Genomic DNA, 16995 nt, shown 5'->3' with positions numbered 1-16995 from the left:
GGCTCTCATGCCCGAGGTATGGTCGGGCTCGCACGCTCGGCAACCCTCGGATTTTCCCTGGGCTCGGAGCCCCCTGCCGACGCCAGGGCCTGCGGGGTTCAGCCCACGGTTCGCCGTACATTGGGCGGGCTGGGGAGTACTATCATTCGTCGCGGCCGGCAAATCGTCATCGTCGAGCTTGTCGACGCGCGGTAGCGCGCCATACTCCACCTCGCAATGCGGTCGCGTCGGGTCCTCGATGGCCGGGGACCGGCGCGCCCGCGCGACGAAATACGAGGACGTCATGCCTACCAGGGACGACAACCGCAACGAGAACAAGGGCGAGAGCAAGGGCCAGCGCCGCGGCGGTGGGCGCGGCTTCGCCGGCATGGACGAGGAGAAGCAACGCGAGATCGCCAGCAAGGGCGGTCACGCCGCCCACGAGAAGGGCACGGCCCACGAGTTCACGTCGGAGGAGGCGCGCGAGGCCGGCCGCAAGGGCGGGGAGGCGGTCAGCCAGGATCGCGAGCACATGGCCCAGATCGGCGCGAAGGGCGGGCACGCGTCGCACGGCGGCCGCCGCAGCGAGAACCGGGGCGAGGAGAGCCGCAGCTCGGACGAGGACCGCGAGCGCCGCTCGCAGTCGTCGCAGCGCGGCGGCCAGGGCGGCCACCGCCAGCGCTGATCGCGAACGCAGCCCGCAATCATCACAGTCGCAGCGCGGCGGCCCGGGCGGCCACGGACGTCGATTGTCGCAGCGCGGCCGCTTGGGCGGCCACGACGGCGTCGATTGTTGTCGCAGGGCGGCCGCCACGGACGGCGTCGATGGTCGCAGGGCGGCCGCCACGGACGGCGTCGATGGTCGCAGGGCGGCGGCCCGGGCGGCCACGGACGGCGTCGAGCCCCCGGCGGGCTTTTCATCGCGCGAGATTGGCTTCTCCTCGCGCCATGAGGGGCCCGCCGCTTTCGTCCGCGCTCGAAGCCCGCGCCCGGGCTGCTCGCGGATCGCACGAATCGACCCGCCCGCCCTGAGACGGCGAGACGCGGACCGATGAGGGCGGTACGGCGAATGGCGAAGAGGCGTCCATCGATCGCGCCGGGGCGGGGTGTATCGGCGTTTGCGGCCGGTGTAGTGAATCGAGGCGAGCCGTTCGCTGCGTCCGCGTGGCGGGCGGCGCCTCGTCCGCGGGGCTCCGAGGACGCCGGCCTCGGTGCGCGGATTCCCCTCGCAGCCGGCCACGGACGGTACGCAAGCTGCGGCTAGTGCTCCGACCGTAGCGTAGCGATCAAAAACCTTGCGCGAATTTGCGCTCTGTCCGAGATTCTGATCTACGGGTGCCATGAGGCGGAAGAAGCCACGACCCCGGTTCCCCGGACTCAAGCTCAAGGACGAGGATCGAGAGCTCCTGCGGCGAAAGGCTCGGGAGCGGCAAACGGAGCGGACCTGGAAGCGAATACGCATGCTGCAGATGTTGGACGAGGGGAAGTCGCTGGCGGCGACGGCGGCAGCGGTTGGATCGGCGGTCCCATCCGTTCGGCGGGTTGGAGAGCGGTATCTCGCCGCGGGCGTCGAAGTCGCGCTCAAGGACGCGAAGCGGCCGATCCCGCCGCGGAAGCTCGACGCTCGGCAAGAAGCGGCGATCGTCGCCATGGTCTGCGGGCCACCTCCCGAAGGACGCGCTCGGTGGACAATCATGCTCATCGTCGAGGAGTGCATGAAACGCAAGCTCGTCGAGCAAGTCGGCCGGGAGACGATCCGGGTGTTGTTGAAGAACCACGCGCTCAAGCCGTGGCGGGAAAAAAATGTGGTGCGTTCCACAGATCGACGAGGAGTACGTCGCACGGATGGACGACGTCCTCGACACCCTGGCGCAACCAGCCGACGCGTCGGAGCCGGTCGTCGCCCTGGATGAACGACCGGTCGTACTTCGAGACCCCGCTCGACCTGGCCGGCCAGCCTCACCTGGCCGCATGGCTCGCCAGGACTATGAATACGTGCGGCGCGGAACCGCAAATGTCTTCTGCATCGTCGAGCCCAAGGCAGGACGCCACCTGACCTACGCGACGCCCAACCGCACGGCGAAGCAGTTCGCTCGGGCTCTCCGCAAGATAGCCCAACGATATCGTTCGGCGCGGACGATTCACCTCGTCATGGACAACCTCAATACCCACCGCCAGAACTCGTTGTGCATGGCCTTCGGCGATGATGCGGGGCGCGAGCTATGGAGCCGCTTTACCGTGCACTATACTCCCAAGCACGGGAGTTGGCTCAACCCTGCTGAGAACGAGGCGAGCTTGTGGTCACGTGAATGCCTTGGACGTCTCCGGATCGGCTCTCTCACCGAATTGCGCCGTCGCACGTCCTTGTGGAACAAGGACGCCCACCGGCGACGGCGGAAGATCACTTGGCGGTTCACCAAGGAGCAAGCCCGAGCGGTGTTCAAACTCGACCAGATCTCTACGTCGCGGTCGGAGCACTAGCGCGAAGGGGGCTCGGGGTGGTCCGACAGCGCGTGCGGGGCCGGGGCGGTGTGCGCCGGCGCGGCGGTGCCGGCGGCGAAGTTGGACAGGATGCAGGCGGCGAGCTCCAGGGGGTCGCGCGGGGTCCGCTCGGCGGCGGCCTGGAAGCGGGCGGGGGCGGCGGCGCTGGGGAAGCGGACCACGAGCCGGGACGGATCGGGCCGCGGCGAGACCGGCCAGAGGTGCTCGCAATTCCCGCCGTCGGGGCCGAGGCGAGCGATGAACGTGTCGCCGAGCCAGGTGCATTCGCGGTAGCGCCGCTTCGGCTTGAGCAGCGGGTGGGGCCCCAGCCGCGCCTCGGCCTCGGCGAAGGTGATGTCGTGACCGTCGCGCAGCGCCGGCTCGAGCGCCGTCTGCCCCAGCGCCTCGAACCTCGCCTCGATCTGCGAGCGCGGCGGTTGCAGCCGGATCGCCGGCCGCGAGGGCGAAATTGCCGCGGAGCACGAAGTATCGCCGGGCTTGATATTGCAAGCTGCAGATCAGGACCCAGGAGGAGCGGCTCTGCCGGCCTTGCTCGTGGCGGATGGACATTGTCCCGGGCTAAATCCTCGCGGGGATAGCGGTCGACCTGGCAAATACCCCCGCCGCGGAGATCGCCGGTCGGGTTCGTAGGAGCGAATACGACGCGGTTCGTCGGGTTCGGGCCAGCGAGCGCTTCGGGGCGGGTCGGCGCCCGGGGCGGCTGCCGCGGCGAATCGCGGGCGAATGCAGGCGCCAGGCCGCAGCGGGGAGCGGCGAGCCCGTGCGCGGGAGATCGCAGGGATGAGGGGCGGATCCACGGTCCGCGGGCGCGGATACGGCGAGGATGGCGGTCGCTCGCGGCAGCGACAGCGATGGGCGGCCTGCTGCGGACGAGCGGCGATTCGCGCGGTCTCGCTATGATCATTGTCGATGGGCGGCGCGGCGCTCGCTCCGCCGGCGGCGCGCCCGCCGTGGCGATTCGCGGGTGGCAGCGGCGGGCGGCCGTCTGTTATAGTCAGCCGGCTCAGCCATGGCGCGGCGAATCGTCGGCGGACGTCCCCGCTCGCCGAGGCACCTCTACACATTCGTATCGACGCACTGACAACGACGTTCATCCCTCATGATCACGCCGACGCGCCGTCCCAGCCCGAGAACCTCCATCCTCGCACGAGCGCTCGCTGCGACGACGCACGGCCCGCGGGCGCTCGCGGAGCCGCGGGGCTAGGCCGCCCCCCTCGACCCGGTCCGCCGGCGCCGATTGGTGATCATGCACGCACTCGCTCGTCTCCTCTCGCCGTCGTCGTGCGCCGGCGCCGGTGCCCGCGACGAGGCCGGGCTCCCGCGTCCGCCGGGACGCGGGCTGGCGCCGCTGCTGCGGGCCGCCTGGGCGGCCGTCGCCCCCAGCCGCCCGCGGTTCTGGGCGTTCGTGGTCCTGTTCATCGCCGCGAACACGGCCGAGCTGCTGGTGCCGTGGGCCATCGGCTACACGGTCGGGGTGTTCGTCGAGCACGGCTTCACGCAGGTGGCCTACGAGGGGGCGATGCTCGGGATCGCCGCCTACCTCGGGCTGCGGTTCGCCAACATTTTGCTGCACCACCTCGGGCGCTACCTGCAGAGCGGCGTGGCCTACCAGGCGCGCATGACGACGATGACGCGGGTGTTCCAGGCGCTGCTCGGTTATGGGCTGCACTGGCACGTCGAGCGCCACACCGGCGAGAACCTGGCCAAGCTCAATCGCTCGGCCCTCGCCGTCGGCAACGTGGTCGGCCAGTATTCGTGGCAGGTGCTGGAGGGCAGCGTCAAGGTGGTGCTCGCCAGCGTGGCCCTGTGGGCGTTCGACGTCCGCGTGGCCGCGAACGTGGTGGTGATGGGCGCGATCACCATCGCGGCGATGATGTACTTCAACCGCCGCATGGTCGAAAACATCCGCCTGGTCAATCAATTCGACAACAAGATCGGGCGGGTGTGCGTCGATTACCTGACCAACATGGTCACGGTGAAGACGCTGAGCCTCGAGGCGCTGGCCTGCGCCGACCTCGGGCGCCAGCGGGCCGAGGGCGGCGAGCTGGTGCGCCGGGTGTCGCGCTTCGCCGAGCTCAAGTGGGCGGCGGTGAGCTGCGGCTACGCGCTGGTGATGGCGACGTCGCTGTTGTGGTACTTCCACGGCGCCGGCCTGCACGGCACCGCGCTCGACGTGGCGCAGGTCTACGTGCTGATCAACTACCTCGACAAGATCTTCGGCGCGATCAGCTCCTTTTCGGCCTACTACGGCAACATCGTCGAGGCCTGCACGGCCTACGAGGACGCGAGCGAATTGCTGCACGGGTCGCCGGAGGCGACCCCGCGGCAGGCGACGGGGCCGCGCTGGCACGAGCTGGGGCTCGGCGAGCTGGCGTTCAGCTACTCGGGCGACGTGCGGGCGCTCCGCTGCGGGGCGCTGACGATCCGCCGCGGGGAGAAGATCGCGGTGGTCGGCACGAGCGGCGGCGGCAAGTCGACGCTGCTCAAACTGCTGGCCGGGATGCTCCGCCCGGAGACCGGCGAGGTGTCGTTCGACGGCCGCCGCAGCTCGTTCGAGGCGCTGTCCCAGCGCACGCTGCTGATCCCGCAAGAGCCGCAGATCTTCTCGGAGACGCTGCGCTACAACGTGACGCTCGGCGAGGCCGTGCCGGAAGAGGTGCTGGCGCAGGTGATCCGCCTGGCCAGGCTGGCCCCGGTGATCGCCAAGCTGCCCGCAGGCTGGGACACACACCTGGCCCAGAGCGGACTCAACCTGTCGGGCGGCGAGCGCCAGCGGATCGCGCTGGCCCGCGGGCTGCTCCGCGCGCACTCGCGTGATTTGTTGCTGCTCGACGAGCCGACCGCGGCGCTCGATCCGCCGACCGAGCGCGAGGTGCTGGCTGCCATCTTCCAGACGTTGCCCGACGCGACAGTGCTGGCGGCGTGCCACCGCTGGAGCCTGCTGTCGCTGTTCGACCGGGTGCTGTTCGTCGAGGAAGGGGCGGTGCACGAGCTGGCGCCGTCGCAGGTGCCGCGCGAGCGGCCGCTGTTCGCGGTGCCGGACGAGCGACCGCACGTGGCCTGCGAGCGGGTGTGAGGCGGCGGTCGATTCGCTTGCGACGACGACCCGGAGACTCCAGGGTCATCCTGCGCCGCGCCGCCGCTCCTGCGGTATACCGGCCTGATGAGCACCTGGGTGGGCGCCCTCCTCGAGACGCAGGGACGCAGCGACTTCTGGGACCTGGCACGCAAGCAGGGCGTGGAGCCGCTCGCCACGGACGTCCCGGCGTGGGTGCTCATCGATTTCGCGCTGCGAGGCGGGCCCGAGGCCGCGGTGCAAATCGCCCAGGCGCTCTCGGGCGCGCTGTCCGCGAGTGGCCTGGCGTTCGCGGCGCAGACGAACGCGGACGTGTACGAGCTTCACGCGTTCGAGCGGGGCGTCCGTGCTCGCCGGCTGGTCTACTCGCGAGACGAGGGCGGTTGGCTTCACGTCGAGGGAGCGGTGCAGCCGTGGGAGCGGGCCTTCTTCTTCGACGAGGCATCGACCTCCCCCGACAGCGACACCTGGCCCGACATGCTCCTCGACGAGATTTCCGCCGAGGACGTAACCCGCTTCGAGGCAGCGAGGCGCGCGGGGGACCCCAGCGCGGTGCTGGACCTGCTGCACCCGTCGTCCACGTGGCCGCTGTGGCGGCTGTGCGAGGCGCTCGGCGTCGCTCCCGACGCGCCGCGGGGACGCTGGAGGAAGCCGAGCTTGTGGGCGCGCCTTCGGGGCCGGTAGGAATCGACGGCCGTGGTCGCTGCTCCCGGAGGCGCGCTGCTCTCGACGCCATCGATGGGATCGACCGCGACGAAGCGTGCAGGCCCGACTGTCCAATGCAAAAGCCTCGTACTGCCGGGCGCGCCGGGTTCGCTCGGCCTAGTGCTCGAGCGCTTCGATGTCGTCCGAAGACAGCTCTTCTTCCTCCTCTTCCTCCTCGCACAGCGCTTCGAGGCTGGCTTCGGCGGCGAGGAGAAAGTCTTCGTCGCTGAGGTTGCTCCACGGCGCTTCGGCCTGGCCGTCGTGCCGTTCCGATCGGGCTTCGACTCGTTGAGGATGCATTCGAGTGTTCCCTCCCGTGAAAGAGTGTATTGGCAGTTGCCTGCGCCGCGGTTCCCACTAATCGCCGCAGACGCGGCGTAGCGGGTCGTGCGGGCCGCTCTGCTCGAGGTCCCGTTTGCGCCCGCAATGGCGGCGCAGGCGATCGCGCACGTTGCGCTGCGATTTGCGGCGGCGCGGAGCGATCGCGGTGCCTTCGCAGGGCGGACGGTCTCAGCCGCAAATTCGGTGCTTCGTGCGCTGCACGCGGACGGACTCCGGCGATTCGGCGCGAGGGTGCTCGCAGTCGGTCGGGCCTGCTCGGCCGGTGAACTCGCCGGAAGCGCGGCGGACTCGCGTCAGCCGTGCGCTGCGGTCTCGGCGAGCAGCGAGAGGCCGGCGGCGAGCACCTCGGCGGGGGCCAGGGCCAGACACTCGTGCTCGGTCGGGCAGGCGAAGCGATAGCAGGGGGTGCAGGCGGTGGGGCGGCGGAGGAGGCGGTGGGGCGAGGCGCGGGGCATCCACTGGCTGTCGCGGTCGGTGCCGGCGTAGGTGACGAGCTGGGGCACGGCGAGGGCGTCGGCGAGGTGGAGGGCGGCGGTGTTGTTGGTGAGCACGAGGCGGGCGCCGGCGAGGAGGGCGGCGAACTCGGGCAGGTCTGTCTCTCCGACCAGGTCGAGGGCGCGCGGGCCGAGCAGGGGGACGAGCTCGCGGGCGCGGTCGCGGTCGCGGGCGGCCCCGCAGACGAGCAGGCGCAGGTCGGCGTACTCGGCCAGGGCACGGGCGGCGAGGGCGTGGCGCAAGGGGTCGTAGGTGCGCGCGGCGCAGCTGGCGAACGGGTTCCACACGAGGTAGTCGCCGCGGACGCGGTGCGCGGCCAGGCGGGCCTCGGCGGCGCTCCAGGCGGCGCGCGGGAGGCGGATCTCGAGCCGGCGATCGACGACCGGCACGCCGAGGCGCTCGACGAGCTGCAGGTTGCGCTCGCACTGGTGCAGGCCGTCGTCGGCGTGCGGCAGGGCGACGGTGAGGGCCCGACCGCGCTCGCGCGACTCGCCGATCCGCGCCGGGATCCCGGCCAGCGCGCACGCGAGGGCGGCCGGGTGCGGGGTCTGGCTGAAGCTGGTGAGGATGAGGGCGAGGTCGTACGCGCCGCGCCGCAGGCTGGCGATGAGCTCGCGCTCCCGCGCGGGATCGAAGGCGAGGCGGCCCAGATCCTGCCACAAGGCGCGGCACGGCGCGACGTCGTCGACCCACGGCAGCAGCGCGGCCGCCGGGGCGCCGCCGGGGCTGGCGAGCAGGGTGAGGTGGAGGTGCGGGAGATGGGCCTTGAGCGCGCGCAGGGCCGGGCCGGTGAGGATGACGTCGCCGAGGTTGTCGAGCCGGACGACGAGGACCCGTCGGACCCGCGACCAGTCGACGGTGCAGGCGCGATCGCGGGCCGACTCGCGGGTGGCGGGCGGCGCGTGGCCGCGATCGGAGCGCGTGCGAACGATGGGGACGTCGGCGAGGGTCATGTCATTGCGTGGGGCTCGGGCAGGTGGGGTCATGAGATTGCGAGGGGCGGGGCCCGAGGAGGACGCTCAAACGAGCGGGGTCATGACATTGCGAGAGGAGCATCTCGCCGCGGCCGTCGGGAGGCTCGCTCGGACCGGTGGGGATGAGGCTGCGAGGACGACGACGTCACGAGAGGGCGAGGGGGCACGGGCCGGCGGTGGTGGCGGCCTCGCGGGCGCCGGGTTGCAGCAGCTCGAGGGCGGCGGCGACCACGGCGGCGGGGGGGACGCCGCGCAGGCACAGGTGATGGCCTTCGGGGCAGATCGATCGGTAGCAGGGGGCGCACGGGACCGGGTGGTTCAAGACCCGCGAGGGGACGGCCCAGGGGGTGTGCTGCGGGTTGGTGAGGGCGTAGAGGTCGACGACGGGGGTGCCCATGGCGGCGGCGACGTGGGCGGGGCCGGTGTTGTTGCTGATCAGCAGGCCGGCCCGGCCGATCACGGCCGCGAGCGCGCCGAGCGAGAGGCGGCCGGCGAGGCTGTGGGTGCGGACGCCGGCGGCGTCGCGGATCTGCTCGACCAGCGCGGCCTCGTCGGCGGCGCCGGTGAACACGAGGTCGACGCCGTGGTCGCGCACGAGGGCGCGGGCGACCACGGCGAAGGCGGCCGGGGAGTAGCGGCGCGAGCTGGCGGTGGCGCCGGCGTGGACGACGGCCCAGCGCCGACCGAGGCGCAGGCGGCGGAGCTCGGCCTCGGCGGTGAGGTGGTCTTCGGGACATGGCTGGAGAGACAGCCGATCGTGCGAGGGCCGGAGGCCGACGGCGGCGGCGAGATCGAGCTGACGGGTGACCTCGTGCCGCACGCCGCGCTCGGGCTCGGTCTCGGGCACCCAGTGGGTGAGGAGCTGATAGGGGTTCTCGCGGCAGTGGGCCAGGCGCAGCGGGATGTCGGCGAAGTAGGCGAGGAGCGCGGCGGGGAGCGGGTTCTGGCTGTAGACGGTGAACACGACGGCGGCGTCGAAGCAGCCGGCGCGGAGGCGGTCGACGACGGCGCGATCGAGGCTGGCGTCGCCGCGCGCGGGGCTGGCCTTGAGCCACGGGGCGTCGTAGGTCCAGACGTCGTCGACCTCGGGCACGAGGCGGCCGACGACCGCGCCGGGGCTCGAGGTGAGCAGGGTGACGTGCCGCTGCGGGTGGCCCTCCTTGATCGCGCGCAGGGCCGGGGTGGTCATGAGCACGTCGCCGAGGGTGTCGAGGCGGACGCACAGGACGCGGCGGGCGGACGACCAGCTCATCCGTGGCCCCGTTCGGCGCCGATCCGCGCGAGGATCCCGGTGGTGCTGAAGTCGTCGAGGTAAGGCATGAAGCAGACCTCGCCGCCGAGGCTGGACACGAGCGGGGCCTCGGGCAGCTTGTCGAGGCTGTAGTCGCCGCCCTTGACGTAGACGTCGGGCCGCGCGAGCTCGATGAGGCGGGTCGGGGTGTCCTCGGCGAACTCGACGATGTGATCGACGCACGACAGGGCGGCGAGCACCTGGGCCCGATCGGCGGCGCAGTGGATCGGGCGGGTGGCGCCCTTGAGCCGGCGGACGCTGGCGTCGGAATTGAGGCCGACGATCAGGACGTCGCCCAGCGCCTTGGCCCGGCTGAGGCAGGTGATGTGACCGCGGTGGAGGATGTCGAAGCAGCCGTTGGTGAACACCAGCCGCTTGCCGGCCCGGTGCAGGCAGTCGGCGAGCAGGGCGAGGTTGTCGTCGCCGAGCAGCTTGTCCTGCGAGGCGAGGTGGACCCGCAGCTCGGCGGCGGTGCAGGCGGTGGTGCCGTCGCGCGCGACGACCAGGGTGGCGGCGGCCGAGGCCAGGTCGGCGCAGGCGTGGGTCGGGGCGCCGGCGGCGAGGGCGAGGGCGAGGGCGCCGACGAAGGTGTCGCCGGCGCCGGTGGCGTTGGCGTCGGAGGAGGGGCGGGCGTAGGTGCGGTAGGCGGGCTGACCTGTCTCGAAGACCAGGGCGCCGGCGCTGTCGAGGGTGACCGCGGCCACGCGCGCGCCGGTGATCTGCAGGAGCTCGGCCTCGTGGGCGGCGATCTGCTCGACGCGGCCGTCGCCGTGGCCGTTGGTGAGGCCGAGCAGGCGCGCGGCCTCGACGTAGTTGGGCTTGACGGCGGTCGGGCGGGCGCGCGCGAGCCGGCGCAGGTCCTTGGCGTCGGCGACCAGCACGCGCTCGTCCGCGGCCTGGAGGGCGGCGATCTCGTCGATCACGCCGTCGGTGAGGACGCCGTAGCCGTAGTCGGAGACGATGACGGCGTCGACGTCGCACCAGGCGGCCCGCAGGCGCTCGCGCAGGCGCTGCTCCGTGGCGGGGTCGAGGTCGTCGCGGCTGCCGGCGTCGAGGCGCAGGAGGATCTGGCCGCCGGCGAGGACGCGCTGCTTGACGAGGGTGCGGCGGCCCTCGGCGCGCACGAGGCCGTGATCGGCGACGCCGAGGCCGACCAGCGCGCGCGCGAGGCGGTCGGCCTCGTCGTCGGCGCCCACGACCGAGAGGAAGGTGACCCGGGCCCCCAGCGCGGCGACGTTGACGGCCGTGTTGGCGCCGCCCCCGGGGACGTCGCGGCGCGCGTCGACGTCGACGACGGGCACCGGCGCCTCGCGGCACAGCCGCTCGCTGTGGCCGTCGAGGTAGGCGTCGAGCATGGCCTCGCCGACCACGAGGGTCCGCAGGTCGGCGAAGGCGTCGAGCCAGGGGAGCAAGACGTGGGTCATCGCGGTCGCTCCGGGTCGAGGTGAACTTCACGACATGATGAAAAAGCCATGTCCGAAGGGGCATCCCACGGCGCTGCGGACGCGCGCGGAGGGGCGGGCCCGACGGTGAGAGGGGCTTCAGGACATGGGGAAACGGACATGTCCGGGTGGCTGGATGCCGACGCGCCCGGGCGAGGGCCGCGGGCGGCGAGCCGCGGGGCGGATCCCGCCGACGGCGCGCGGATCGGGGCCGCTTCCGAGCATGTCGAAAGGAACATGTCCGAACGAACATGCTCGGACGCGCCCGGGTGAGCGGAGCACGCGGGGGGATCGCCGGTCGGGGGCGCGCCGGAGCATGTCGAGAGGAACATGTCCGAGCAGACATGCATGGCGGAGCGGGGGGTGGGGCGCGGGGCGGGCATCGGGGTCAGGCGAAGGGGGCGGGCTGCTCGTCGCGCTCGATGCGGAAGGTGTCGCCGACGATCCGGCGCGCGGCCTCGGCGAGGTCGGCGGCGACCAGAGTCGGCGCGAGGCGGGTCGCGAGGGCGGGCGGCGGGGCGGCGATCAGGGCGGTGCGGCAGCCGGCGCGGCGGCCGGCCTCGACGTCGCTGGCGATGTCGCCGATCATCCACGAGCGCGCGAGGTCGAGGCCGAGCTCGGCGGCGGCGCGGGTCAGCAGGCCGGGCTCGGGCTTGCGGCAGCCGCAGACGATCGCGTACTCGGCGACCGCCCCGGCGGGCAGGTGCGGGCACCAGTAGAAGCCGTCGAGCTCGAGGCCGAGCAGGTCCTCGATGCGGGCCTGCACGCCGAGGAGGTCGTGCGGGCCGAACAGGCCGCGGGCGACGCCGGACTGGTTGGTGACGACGACCAGGGCGTAGCCGGCGGCCCGCAGCGACCAGGCGCCGTCGCGGGCGCCGCGGGTGAGGCGGACGTGGGCGGGGTCGACGTTGTAGGGGACGTCGTCGATGAGGGTGCCGTCCTTGTCGAGGAAGGCGGCGGGGCGGAGGCGCGTCATGGCCAGCTCGTCTCGCGCATCGGGACGACCATCAGCTCGGGGACGACCGACTCGCCGGGCATGGCGATGAGGAAGCGGATCGTCTCGGCGACGTGGCGCGGGTCCTGAAGGTTGGTGATCGGGGTGTCGGGGAAGCGGTCGAGGATGAAGGGGGTGCGCATGCCGCCGGCCAGCAGCGCGGTGACCTTGATGCCGAACGGCCGGCCCTCGACGTGCAAGGCGTGGCTGAGGCCGAGGAGGCCCCACTTGCTGGCGTGGTAGGCGCTGGCGTTCTGCCAGGCCCGCTTGGCCGCGGTCGAGACGATGTTGACGATGTAGCCGCCGCCCTGGGCGCGCAGCCGCGGGAAGGCGGCCCGACTGAGGACGAACGGGCCGCGCAGGTTGACGGCGAGGACGCGGTCGATGTCGTCGACGCTGAGCTCGTCGACGGCCAATGTCTTGTCGGTGCCGGCGTTGTTGACGAGGACGTCGAGCCGGCCGTGGCGGGCGACGATGCCGTCGATCAGGGCCTCGCCGGCGTCGGCGTCGCGGACGTCGAGCGGCGCGGCCTCGATGCGGCCGCCGGCGTCGCGCACCTCGGCGACGAGGCGGGCGAGCGGGCCGGTCTGGATGTCGGCGGCGATCACGTGCGCGCCGGCGGCCGCGAGGGTGCGGCCGATCTCGGCGCCGAGGCCCGAGCCGCCGCCGGTGACGAGCACGATCTTGTCCGCGAGGGGTGATTCGATCACGAGGGTCATCGGTCCTCCGAGTGCGATGATTCAGGACAATGGGGTGACCCGCGCCTCGACCAATTCGCAGATCAGGTGCAGGGCCAGGGTGTGGACCTCCTGAATGCGCTGAGTGTCGGGCGAGGGGACGATGAGGGCGCAGTCGGCGAGGTCGCCGGCCTCGCCGCCGGTGCCGCCGAGCAGGGCGAAGGTGTGCAGGCCGCAGTCGCGCGCGGCCTTGAGGGCGGCGACGACGTTGGCCGAGCGGCCGCTGGTCGAGATCCCGAACACCACGTCGCCCGGGCGGCCGTAGGCGCGGACCTGGCGGGCGAACACGTCGGCGTAGCCGACGTCGTTGGCCCACGCGGTCAGCACGGCGGTGTCGGCGTTGAGGGCGATGACCGGCAAGGCGGCGCGGTCGGGGGCGAGGAAGCGGCCGACCAGCTCGGCGGCGAAGTGCTGGGCGTCGGTGGCGCTGCCGCCGTTGCCGCACACGAGCACCTTGCCGCCGCGCGCGAAGGCGGCGCTGACGAGGTCGGCGGCGCGGACGATGTCGTCGCGCAGGCAGGTCTTGGCGCGCGAGAGGACGGCGAGCAGGTCGTCGAAGCCGCGATCGACGGTGGCGACGGCGGCGGTGGGGGCGGCGGCCGGGCGGCGACCCGTGGCCGCGGTGAAGGCGACGGCCAGGCGAGCGGCAACCTTCTCCCAGGTGAACATGGCGTGCACGCGCTGCAGGCCGAGCTGGGCCAGGCGCCGGGCCAGGCGCGGCTGCGACAGCACGAGCGCGAGCTTCTCGGCGAGGGCGTCGGGGTCGTTGGGCGGGACGAGGTAGCCGGTCTCGCCGTGGGCGACGGTGTGGGCGATCCCGCCGACGTTGGCGCCGATGACCGGGACGCCGCAGGCCATCGCCTCGAGCGGGGTGATGCCGAACGGCTCGTACCACGGGGTGCTGACGAACACGTCGGCGGCGACGTAGTAGTCGCGCAGCTCGCCGCGGGCGCGGCTGCCGACGAAGGTGACGCGATCGGCGACGCCCTCGTCGCGGGCGACGGCCATGAGGCGGCCGATCTCGGGGGTGAGCGCGGGGTCGGGCCGCCGCGACTCGCCGCCGACGACGACGAGCCGGGCCCGCATGTCGCCGGGCAGCCGCGCGAGCGCGCGGACGACGTTGTCGACGCCCTTGCGCGGGACCATGCGCCCGAGCTGCAAGATGACCCGATCGCCGTCGCCGAGGCCGAGCGCGGCGCGGGCCTCGGCGCGGCCGCCCGGCCAGAACTCGCCGGGGTCGAAGCCGCACGGGACCATGACCAACTTCTCGGGGTCGGCCGAGTAGAGCGTCATCAGGTCGAGCTCGTCCTGCGGGCACTCGGCGACGATCACGTCGGCCTCGCGGACGATCCGCTCCTCGATGGCGAAGCGCTCGTCGGGGAAGCCGTCGGCCTGGCCCTGGTGCTGCCGCCGGACCTTGCCGAGCGCGTGGAAGGTGACGGCGAACGGGACCCCGAGCTCGCGCTTGAGCTCGGCGGCGACGAGGCCGCTCATGAAGAAGTTGGCGTGGGCGAGGTCGTAGCGCTCGCGCACGGCGTGGGCCGCGACCACGCGGGTGAAGGCCGGCATCAGCGGCAAGAGCGACTCCTTGGCCAGCGGCGCGGGCGGGCCGGCGTCGACCGGGATCACGCGCACGCCGTCGGCCAGCTCGACGACCCTCGGCAAGGTCGGGCTGTCGCGGCGGGTGAACACGTCGACGCGGTGGCCGAGGCGGCCGAGGTGACGCGCGACCTGGGCGACGTAGACGTTCTGCCCGCCGCTGTCGCGCCCGCCGAGCGGGGCCAGCGGCGAGGCGTGCTCGCTGATCATGGCGATCCGCAGCGGGCTCCCGGGCGCGCCGACGGCCGCGCCGGCCTCGAACGGCAGGGGTTTCACGCGGTCCTCCGGGCCGGCTCGGCGACCTGTCCTGGGGGACATCCGGTGACCTCGCCGAGGACCCGCGACCAGTCGGCGGCGAAGCGGCCGATGCCGAACCGCTCGCGGGCGATCCGCCGCGCGCCGGCGGACAGCGCGGCGGCCTCGGCCGGGTCGGCGAGCAGGCGCCGCATGTGCCCGAGCAGGCGGCCGAGGTCGGTCTCGACGTAGCCGTTGACGCCGCGCTGCACGGCGGTGCTCATCTCGGTGGTGGCGAGGCCGAGGATCGGCAGGCCGAGCATCATCGCCTCGCACACGGCGAGGCCGAGGCTGGTGTAGCGGATCGGGTTGAAGAAGAAGCGGTAGCGGCCGAGCCGGGCGTGGAGCTCGCGCAGCGGGAGGTCGCCGAGGCCGCCGAGCGCGGCCGAGTCCATGCCGGCGAGGTCGAGCGGGACGTGGGCGCGGACGGTGTCGAACACGTCGCGCCCGAGCCGACGACCGCGCCGCGCGAGGTCGTTGACGACGACGATCCCGCGCTCCAGCTCGCCGGTGTAGGCCAGGCCGTCGGGGACGAGCACGCCGTGCTCGACGACCCGCACCGGGGTGCGCCCGGCGTCCCACATCAGCGCGTTGAACGGGGTGACGTGGACGAGCAAGACGTCGGGATCGTCGACCGGGTGGCGGGTGTCGGTCGGCGACTCGCGCGGCGGATCGTGCTCGAGGTAGACCCGCGGCAGCCGCCGCTGGGCGGCGCTCAGGACCTCGAATTGATCGCACTCGTAATTGCGGCGCGACTGGAACAGCACGACGTCGAATTGCTGCTCCGGCAAGGCCTCGACGGGGACCTCGTGGACGTTGGCGCCCCAGGGGAGGCTGCCGCTGCGCCCGCCGTAGCCCTCGGGACGACCTGGCTTGACGGGCAGGTAGAACTCGTGCGGCGCCTGGGTGAGGTAGTAGAGGTAGCTGCCGTGAACGTGCCAGGTCAGAACGCGGAGTCGTCGCACGATGGCCTCGCTTTCGCGCCCGCAGGGGCGAGCGTCGCGCTCAGGTCGAGCGCGTCGAGCAGGGAGAGGTGACGCCCCGGACCGATGACGCCGGCCGGCGGGGGCGGGACGGCCGGCGAGAGCACGCCGCCGCCGAACTCGCCGGCGAAGCCGGCGCGCACCGGGATGCCGGCGAGGTAGGCGAGGTAGGCCAGCTCGAACGCGGTCTCGCCGGCGGCCGTGAACACCAGCGCGGCGTCGAGGCGGGCGGCGACCAGCCGCTCGACCAGGGCCGACAGCCCGGGCGCGTCGAACCGCGCCAGCGCGCCGGCGGGCACGACCTGGTCGACGAACGCGGCGACGCGCCCGGCCGCGCGCGCGTCGGCCAGCAGGACCACCATCGCCCGCGGCAGGGCGACGCGCAGGCGCACCAGCGCCGGCCCCAGCTCGTCGCAGCCGGCCGCGGGCGGGACCACGAGCAGCCGCCGGGCCCGGCGGAGGGCGACCCGCGGGTCAGTCACGATCCACCCCCGCGAGGAACAGCGCGGCGTCGGCCTCGGCGAGGATCACCGCGGCCGCCGGCGGGCTCGTGCGCGCGTCGACGACGCGGTGGCGCACGCGGTCGAGCGGGGCCCAGCGGGCCGGCGCGGTGGTGCGGAAGACGACGACGCTCGGGGTCCGCCGCGCGCTCGCCAGGTGCGAGACGCCGGTGTCGCCGGCGACGAGCAGGCGGGCGCGATCGACGAGGGCGCCGAGCGAGCCGAGCGTGGTGCGACCGACGAGATCGACGAGGGCACGCGTCGCGTGGCGGCGCACGGCGGCGGCGAGGTCGGCCTCGTCGGCGGCGCCGGTCAGGACCACGGCGAGGCCGCGCGTCGCCAGGCCGTCGGCCACCTGCGCGAGCACGCCGGGGTCGACGCGCCGGTGCGGCTCGGCGGCGCCGGGGTGGACGACGGCGAAGGCGGCGTCGGGCGCCACGCCGGCGGCCCGCAGCAGGGCGTCGCATTGCTGCGAGTCGCCCGGCGCGAGCGGGAACTCGAGCCACTCGCCGCGCGGCTCGATGCCGAGGAAGCCGAGCAGGGCGAGGAAGATCCGCGGCTCGGGCAGATCGTCCGGGTAGCGCAGGAAGGTCGACGGATCGGGGCACGGCTGCGGCGGGGCGTAGCAGCCGGCGCTGGTGCGCGCGCCGAGCAGCTGGACGAAGATGTTGCTGACGAGGCCGTCGCCGTGCATCTGCACGGCGAGGTCGAAGCGGCCCTGGACGGTGCGCAGGAAGTCGGGCAAGGCGCGCACGTCGGCGGGCGTCTCGGGCAGGCCGGGGAAGCCGGGGAACTCGAGCAGGCCGTCGACGAGGTGCGGGTAGCGGGCGACCAGCTCGCGGGCCCGCGCGAGGCCCAGCAGGGTGATCCTGGCCCGCGGCAGCGCGGCTCGCAGGGCCCGCAGCGCCGGGGTGACGCACAGGAAGTCGCCGAGGCCCGGGAGCGCGCGCAGGACCACGACCTCGCGGGCGGGGCGGACCTGCCCGCCGATCCGCGCGCGCAGGTCCGGCTCCTTCGCCGGCGAACCGAGCGCGACCTCCGGTGTTGCGACTCCACTCATGGGCAACCTCTGCTGCGCCGGC

General features: G+C 73.3%; 16 protein-coding genes. 5 read left to right on the top strand and 11 right to left on the bottom strand.

All coding sequences use genetic code 11. The features are described 5' to 3' along the window. Window positions 1-367 precede the first annotated feature (367 nt). The 3 genes from NAEX_RS00820 to NAEX_RS00810 all read left to right on the top strand — a co-directional run bounded on the left by NAEX_RS00820 (window position 368) and on the right by NAEX_RS00810 (window position 2460). Window positions 368-664, top strand: a complete 297-nt coding sequence (locus NAEX_RS00820; protein ID WP_211302574.1) for a KGG domain-containing protein — start codon at window positions 368-370, stop codon at window positions 662-664. A 655-nt stretch (window positions 665-1319) separates the two neighbouring features. Continuing rightward, window positions 1320-1892 (top strand): helix-turn-helix domain-containing protein, encoded by a 573-nt coding sequence (locus tag NAEX_RS54300; protein WP_096325622.1) that lies wholly within the window; start codon window positions 1320-1322, stop codon window positions 1890-1892. Continuing rightward, window positions 1783-2460 carry an IS630 family transposase gene (locus tag NAEX_RS00810; RefSeq protein ID WP_096325621.1) on the top strand — a complete coding sequence of 226 codons (678 nt, stop codon included), beginning with the start codon at window positions 1783-1785 and terminating at the stop codon, window positions 2458-2460. The genes NAEX_RS54300 and NAEX_RS00810 overlap by 110 nt, the downstream gene beginning before the upstream one ends. Here the strand turns inward: NAEX_RS00810 and NAEX_RS00805 are convergent. Continuing rightward, complete coding sequence (locus NAEX_RS00805; protein ID WP_096325620.1) at window positions 2457-2642, bottom strand: hypothetical protein; 186 nt, start codon at window positions 2640-2642, stop codon at window positions 2457-2459. The two genes, NAEX_RS00810 and NAEX_RS00805, sit on opposite strands and share 4 nt — an antisense overlap. 1085 nt (window positions 2643-3727) lie before the next feature. On the opposite strand from NAEX_RS00805, the gene NAEX_RS00800 reads away from it, so the two are divergent. Next, complete coding sequence (locus NAEX_RS00800; RefSeq protein ID WP_143141469.1) at window positions 3728-5557, top strand: ABC transporter ATP-binding protein; 1830 nt, start codon at window positions 3728-3730, stop codon at window positions 5555-5557. A gap of 99 nt (window positions 5558-5656) precedes the next feature. Then, window positions 5657-6241, top strand: coding sequence for a hypothetical protein (locus NAEX_RS00795; RefSeq protein ID WP_143141468.1), 585 nt, complete (start codon window positions 5657-5659; stop codon window positions 6239-6241). A gap of 138 nt (window positions 6242-6379) precedes the next feature. Here NAEX_RS00795 and NAEX_RS47095 read toward each other — a convergent pair whose 3' ends face one another. The 10 genes from NAEX_RS47095 to NAEX_RS00745 all read right to left on the bottom strand — a co-directional run bounded on the left by NAEX_RS47095 (window position 6380) and on the right by NAEX_RS00745 (window position 16973). Then, complete coding sequence (locus NAEX_RS47095) at window positions 6380-6562, bottom strand: hypothetical protein (protein WP_143141467.1); 183 nt, start codon at window positions 6560-6562, stop codon at window positions 6380-6382. A 335-nt stretch (window positions 6563-6897) separates the two neighbouring features. After that, entirely contained in the window at window positions 6898-8052 is a 1155-nt protein-coding gene (locus tag NAEX_RS00785; protein WP_096325616.1) for a glycosyltransferase family 9 protein, read from the bottom strand. A 166-nt stretch (window positions 8053-8218) separates the two neighbouring features. Beyond that, on the bottom strand, window positions 8219-9325 hold the full coding sequence (locus NAEX_RS00780) for a glycosyltransferase family 9 protein (protein WP_096325615.1): 1107 nt from the start codon (window positions 9323-9325) through the stop codon (window positions 8219-8221). Further along, window positions 9322-10788 (bottom strand): D-glycero-beta-D-manno-heptose 1-phosphate adenylyltransferase, encoded by a 1467-nt coding sequence (gene rfaE2, locus NAEX_RS00775; protein WP_096325614.1) that lies wholly within the window; start codon window positions 10786-10788, stop codon window positions 9322-9324. Before rfaE2 ends, NAEX_RS00780 begins: the two co-directional genes overlap by 4 nt. 406 nt (window positions 10789-11194) lie before the next feature. Then, window positions 11195-11782 carry a D-glycero-alpha-D-manno-heptose-1,7-bisphosphate 7-phosphatase gene (locus NAEX_RS00770; protein WP_096325613.1) on the bottom strand — a complete coding sequence of 196 codons (588 nt, stop codon included), beginning with the start codon at window positions 11780-11782 and terminating at the stop codon, window positions 11195-11197. Then, window positions 11779-12519 (bottom strand): SDR family oxidoreductase, encoded by a 741-nt coding sequence (locus tag NAEX_RS00765; RefSeq protein WP_096325612.1) that lies wholly within the window; start codon window positions 12517-12519, stop codon window positions 11779-11781. Before NAEX_RS00765 ends, NAEX_RS00770 begins: the two co-directional genes overlap by 4 nt. Before the next feature lie 21 nt (window positions 12520-12540). After that, window positions 12541-14412 carry a glycosyltransferase gene (locus NAEX_RS00760; protein ID WP_211302330.1) on the bottom strand — a complete coding sequence of 624 codons (1872 nt, stop codon included), beginning with the start codon at window positions 14410-14412 and terminating at the stop codon, window positions 12541-12543. Beyond that, window positions 14409-15395: a glycosyltransferase gene (locus tag NAEX_RS00755; protein ID WP_096325610.1), complete on the bottom strand. Its 987-nt coding sequence runs from the start codon at window positions 15393-15395 to the stop codon at window positions 14409-14411. The genes NAEX_RS00760 and NAEX_RS00755 overlap by 4 nt, the downstream gene beginning before the upstream one ends. After that, window positions 15374-15895, bottom strand: a complete 522-nt coding sequence (locus NAEX_RS49360) for a glycosyltransferase family 9 protein (protein ID WP_096325609.1) — start codon at window positions 15893-15895, stop codon at window positions 15374-15376. The genes NAEX_RS00755 and NAEX_RS49360 overlap by 22 nt, the downstream gene beginning before the upstream one ends. Further along, the gene (locus NAEX_RS00745) at window positions 15888-16973 is read right to left on the bottom strand and encodes a glycosyltransferase family 9 protein (RefSeq protein WP_096325608.1); all 1086 of its coding nucleotides are present in this window, start codon (window positions 16971-16973) and stop codon (window positions 15888-15890) included. The genes NAEX_RS49360 and NAEX_RS00745 overlap by 8 nt, the downstream gene beginning before the upstream one ends. Window positions 16974-16995: the final 22 nt, after the last annotated feature.

The sequence above is a fragment of the Nannocystis exedens genome (assembly GCF_002343915.1).
In the GTDB taxonomy this organism is placed as follows: domain Bacteria; phylum Myxococcota_A; class Polyangia; order Nannocystales; family Nannocystaceae; genus Nannocystis; species Nannocystis exedens.
The sequence above is the reverse complement of the archived record's forward strand: the minus strand, read 5'-3'. Positions and strand labels throughout refer to the sequence as shown.

Coding starts and splice junctions, on each gene's coding strand:
- NAEX_RS00800 (WP_143141469.1), top strand. CDS start 3,728: ATGCACGCACTCGCTCGTCTCCTCTCGCCGTCGTCGTGCGCCGGCGCC.
- NAEX_RS00785 (WP_096325616.1), bottom strand. CDS start 8,052: ATGACCCTCGCCGACGTCCCCATCGTTCGCACGCGCTCCGATCGCGGC.
- rfaE2 (WP_096325614.1), bottom strand. CDS start 10,788: ATGACCCACGTCTTGCTCCCCTGGCTCGACGCCTTCGCCGACCTGCGG.
- NAEX_RS00820 (WP_211302574.1), top strand. CDS start 368: ATGGACGAGGAGAAGCAACGCGAGATCGCCAGCAAGGGCGGTCACGCC.
- NAEX_RS47095 (WP_143141467.1), bottom strand. CDS start 6,562: ATGCATCCTCAACGAGTCGAAGCCCGATCGGAACGGCACGACGGCCAG.
- NAEX_RS54300 (WP_096325622.1), top strand. CDS start 1,320: ATGAGGCGGAAGAAGCCACGACCCCGGTTCCCCGGACTCAAGCTCAAG.
- NAEX_RS00810 (WP_096325621.1), top strand. CDS start 1,783: ATGTGGTGCGTTCCACAGATCGACGAGGAGTACGTCGCACGGATGGAC.
- NAEX_RS00745 (WP_096325608.1), bottom strand. CDS start 16,973: ATGAGTGGAGTCGCAACACCGGAGGTCGCGCTCGGTTCGCCGGCGAAG.
- NAEX_RS00765 (WP_096325612.1), bottom strand. CDS start 12,519: ATGACCCTCGTGATCGAATCACCCCTCGCGGACAAGATCGTGCTCGTC.
- NAEX_RS00770 (WP_096325613.1), bottom strand. CDS start 11,782: ATGACGCGCCTCCGCCCCGCCGCCTTCCTCGACAAGGACGGCACCCTC.
- NAEX_RS00780 (WP_096325615.1), bottom strand. CDS start 9,325: ATGAGCTGGTCGTCCGCCCGCCGCGTCCTGTGCGTCCGCCTCGACACC.